Below are 4,057 nucleotides of genomic sequence, written 5' to 3'. Positions count from 1 at the left end.
TCCAGCTGAGCTATGAGTCCGCTTAATGGTGCTTTTATACCAGATCACCTCTGGTTGATTCGCCAGCCCGGCGTTAGCCCGACTCGCTGAATAATGGCGGAGAAGGGGGGATTCGAACCCCCGACACCCTTTTGAGGTGTACTCCCTTAGCAGGGGAGCGCCTTCGGCCACTCGGCCACCTCTCCGCAACACGGGGCGCATGATAAACATGTTTTCCCCGTTTGCAAACAAAAATTTGTAGAAAAATTAGTGGCTTGGTTCGTCACCCTTCTCTTTCTGGATGCGCTGGTAAATTTCCTCACGGTGTACGGCAACCTCTTTCGGCGCATTGACGCCAATACGCACCTGGTTACCTTTCACGCCCAACACGGTGACAGTCACATCATCACCGACCATCAGGGTCTCTCCGACCCGGCGAGTCAGAATCAGCATTCCTTTCTCCTTCACGGATTACATTTTTTCAGGACAACAGTCTGCAAAAAGAAAATGGTGCCGGCTTCCTGCTAAAACAAGCCTGAAAGCCTCCACCCAAGTATTGACCAGCCCGCGCAGAAAGAAAGTTCCCGCGAATCGGTCAAAAAAACGAAAGGCGCGGAACCAGCCGCGCCTTTCGGATCAGATCAATCACTCACCCTGTCGGGCCGGGGCGTCAAGTTCGAAAGCAGTATGCAGAGCGCGCACCGCCAGCTCCAGGTACTTCTCCTCGATCACCACCGACACCTTGATCTCGGAGGTGGAGATCATCTGGATGTTGATGGTCTCCTTGGCCAGAGCCTCGAACATACGGCTGGCAACACCGGCATGGGAACGCATGCCGACACCGACGATCGAAACCTTGGCGATGTCGGTATCACCTACCACCTCACGGGCGCCGAGTTCGTCCGCGGTCTTCTGCAACACGCCCAGGGCGTTGTTGTAGTCGTTGCGGTGCACGGTGAAGGTGAAATCGGTGGTGTTATCGTGCGAGACGTTCTGCACGATCATGTCCACTTCGATGTTGGCGGCGCTGATCGGACCAAGAATCTTGAAGGCGATGCCGGGGATATCCGGCACCCCACGGATGGTCAGCTTGGCTTCGTCGCGGTTGAAAGCGATGCCGGAAATGATCGGCTGTTCCATGGATTCCTCTTCATCAAGGGTAATGAGGGTGCCCGGCCCCTCCTGAAAGCTGTGCAGGACGCGCAGCGGGACGTTGTACTTGCCGGCGAACTCCACCGAACGAATCTGCAGCACCTTGGAACCGAGGCTGGCCATTTCCAGCATCTCTTCGAAGGTGATCTTCTCCAGACGCTGGGCCTTGGGCACCACGCGCGGGTCGGTGGTGTAGACGCCATCGACATCGGTATAGATCTGGCATTCGTCGGCTTTCAGCGCCGCAGCCAGGGCCACGCCGGTGGTATCGGAACCGCCACGACCGAGGGTGGTGATGCTGCCGTGCTCGTCGACGCCCTGGAAGCCGGCGACGACGACGACACGACCAGCCTTGAGGTCGGCACGAATCTTCTGGTCATCGATCTGCAGAATGCGCGCCTTGTTGAAGGCGCTGTCGGTGAGGATGCGCACCTGGTTGCCGGTGTAGGAAACCGCCGGCACACCACGTTTGATCAGTGCCATGGCCAACAGGGCGATGGTCACCTGCTCACCGGTGGACACCATCACGTCCAGCTCACGCGGAACCGGCTCGCCGTCGGTGATCTGTTTGGCCAGATCGATCAGGCGGTTGGTTTCGCCACTCATGGCGGAAACTACGACAACGATGTCGTCACCCTTCTCGCGGAACTTCTTAACCTTCTCGGCTACCTGCGCGATACGCTCGACGGTGCCGACGGAGGTGCCCCCAAACTTCTGTACGATCAAAGCCATTTCAAAAAGCCACCTGATTCCTCAAGGGCGCCCATTAAACCCGCATCGGGTCACACTGCCAAGGCCCGCTGGACGCACTGCGGGCCCCGCTTTCACGCTATCTACGAAGCCTGTTCGACCAGAGTCGCGGCCAGGGCCAGGGCCTCATCCAGTTTGCCGGCATCGACGCCGCCACCCTGGGCCATGTCCGGGCGACCACCGCCCTTGCCGCCCACGGTCGCTGCGGCCTGACGCATCAGGTCACCCGCCTTGAGCTTGGCGGTCAGGTCCTGAGTCACGCCGGCGACCAGCACGACCTTCTCTTCGAACACGCCGCCGAGCAGGATCACCGCACTGCCCAGCTTGTTCTTCAACTGGTCGACCAGCGCCAGCAGCGCCTTGCCGTCCAGGCCATCGAGACGTGCAGCCAGCACCTTGGTGCCCTTCACGTCCACCGCCGAGCCGGCCAGATCGTTACCCGCGGCGCTGGCGGCCTTGGCCTTGAGCTGCTCCAACTCTTTTTCCAGCTGGCGGTTACGCTCGATCAGCGCCGACAGCTTGTCGAGTACGTTGTCACGGCTGCCCTTGACCAGAGAGGCGGCTTCCTTGAGCTGCTCTTCTGCACCATTGAGGTACGCCAGCGCAGCAGCACCGGTGACTGCTTCGATACGACGCACACCTGCCGCGACGCCGCCCTCGCTGACGATCTTGAACAGGCCGATGTCGCCGGTACGGGCCACGTGGGTACCGCCGCACAGCTCGACGGAGAAGTCGCCGCCCATGCTCAGCACACGCACCTCATCGCCATACTTTTCGCCGAACAGCGCCATGGCGCCTTTGGCCTTGGCGGTTTCGATATCGGTAAGCTCGGTCTCGACCGCCGTGTTCTCGCGCACCACGCAGTTGACGATGTCCTCGAGCTGCTTGATCTGCTCGGGCTTGATCGCCTCGAAGTGGCTGAAGTCGAAACGCAGGCGCTGGCTGTTGACCAGCGAGCCCTTCTGCTGCACGTGGTCACCCAGCACGATGCGCAGGGCTTCGTGCAGCAGGTGGGTCGCGGAGTGGTTAAGCGCAGTGGCCTGGCGCACTTCAGCATCGACCTCGGCCTTGACGCTGGTGCCGACACTGAGACCGCCCTTGGCCACCACGCCGTGGTGAAGGAAGGCGCCGCCAGCCTTGGTGGTGTCACGCACGTCGAAGCGCACGCCAGCGCCTTCGAGGTAACCGCAGTCACCGATCTGGCCACCGGACTCGGCGTAGAACGGGGTCTGATCCAGCACCACCACGCCCTCTTCGCCTTCAGCGAGGCTGTCGACCGCGGCACCGGCCTTGAACAGGGCAATGATCTTACCGCTGCCGCTGGTGCCCTCGTAGCCGAGGAAGTGGGTGTCGGCGTCGACCTTGACCAGGGCGTTGTAATCCATGCCGAAGGCGCTGGCGGAACGGGCGCGCTCGCGCTGCGCCTCCATCTCACGCTCGAAGCCCTCTTCGTCCACCGACAGCTCGCGCTCGCGGGCGATATCGGCAGTCAGGTCGACCGGGAAGCCATAGGTGTCGTACAGCTTGAACACCACATCGCCCGGGATGACCTTACCCTGCAGGCCAGCCAGATCCTGCTCGAGAATCTTCAGGCCCTGCTCCAGGGTCTTGGCGAACTGCTCTTCCTCGGTCTTCAGCACGCGCTCGATGTGCGCCTGCTGTTGCTTGAGTTCGGGAAAGGCTTCGCCCATTTCGGCCACCAGGGCGGCGACGATCTGGTAGAAGAAGCTGCCCTTGGCGCCCAGCTTGTTGCCGTGACGGCAGGCACGGCGCACGATGCGGCGCAGCACGTAGCCACGGCCTTCGTTGGACGGGGTCACGCCGTCGGCGATCAGGAAGCTGCACGAGCGAATATGGTCGGCCACCACCTTCAGCGAAGCCTGGCCTTCGTTGCTGCAGCCAATGGCCTTGGCCGCGGCGTTCAGCAGGTTCTGGAACAGGTCGATCTCGTAGTTCGAGTTAACGTGCTGCAGCACGGCGCTGATGCGCTCCAGGCCCATGCCGGTGTCCACGCTTGGCGCCGGCAGCGGGTGCAGTACGCCGTCCGCAGTGCGGTTGAACTGCATGAAGACGTTGTTCCAGATCTCGATGTAGCGATCGCCGTCCTCTTCCGGGCTGCCGGGTGGGCCGCCCCAGATGTGCTCGCCGTGATCGAAGAAGATCTCGGTGCACGGGC

3 protein-coding genes and 1 tRNA gene are annotated in these 4,057 nt (G+C 61.6%); all 4 read right to left on the bottom strand.

Going from position 1 to position 4,057, the window contains the following annotated elements; translation table 11 throughout:
* Positions 1-94: 94 nt before the first annotated feature.
* Positions 95-185: transfer RNA gene (locus B3P22_RS12055), tRNA-Ser, on the bottom strand.
* Positions 186-246: 61 nt separating this feature from the next.
* Entirely contained in the window at positions 247-432 is a 186-nt protein-coding gene (gene csrA, locus B3P22_RS12050) for a carbon storage regulator CsrA (protein ID WP_003244478.1), read from the bottom strand.
* 192 nt (positions 433-624) lie between these two features.
* Positions 625-1,863 carry an aspartate kinase gene (locus B3P22_RS12045; protein ID WP_275544646.1) on the bottom strand — a complete coding sequence of 413 codons (1,239 nt, stop codon included), beginning with the start codon at positions 1,861-1,863 and terminating at the stop codon, positions 625-627.
* Between the two features lie 101 nt (positions 1,864-1,964).
* Positions 1,965-4,057, bottom strand: a 2,093-nt coding sequence (gene alaS / locus B3P22_RS12040) for an alanine--tRNA ligase (RefSeq protein WP_296271114.1), incomplete at its 5' end; no start/stop codon positions are given.

This window comes from Pseudomonas sp. UBA6323, assembly GCF_002439135.1.
Lineage (GTDB): Bacteria > Pseudomonadota > Gammaproteobacteria > Pseudomonadales > Pseudomonadaceae > Aquipseudomonas.
Note: the sequence above shows the minus strand (reverse complement) of the source record. Positions and strands in the feature narration are given on the sequence as shown.

Bases quoted from the DNA above. Each gene is read 5' to 3' on its own strand.
- csrA (WP_003244478.1), bottom strand. From the start codon at position 432: ATGCTGATTCTGACTCGCCGGGTCGGAGAGACCCTGATGGTCGGTGAT.
- B3P22_RS12045 (WP_275544646.1), bottom strand. From the start codon at position 1,863: ATGGCTTTGATCGTACAGAAGTTTGGGGGCACCTCCGTCGGCACCGTC.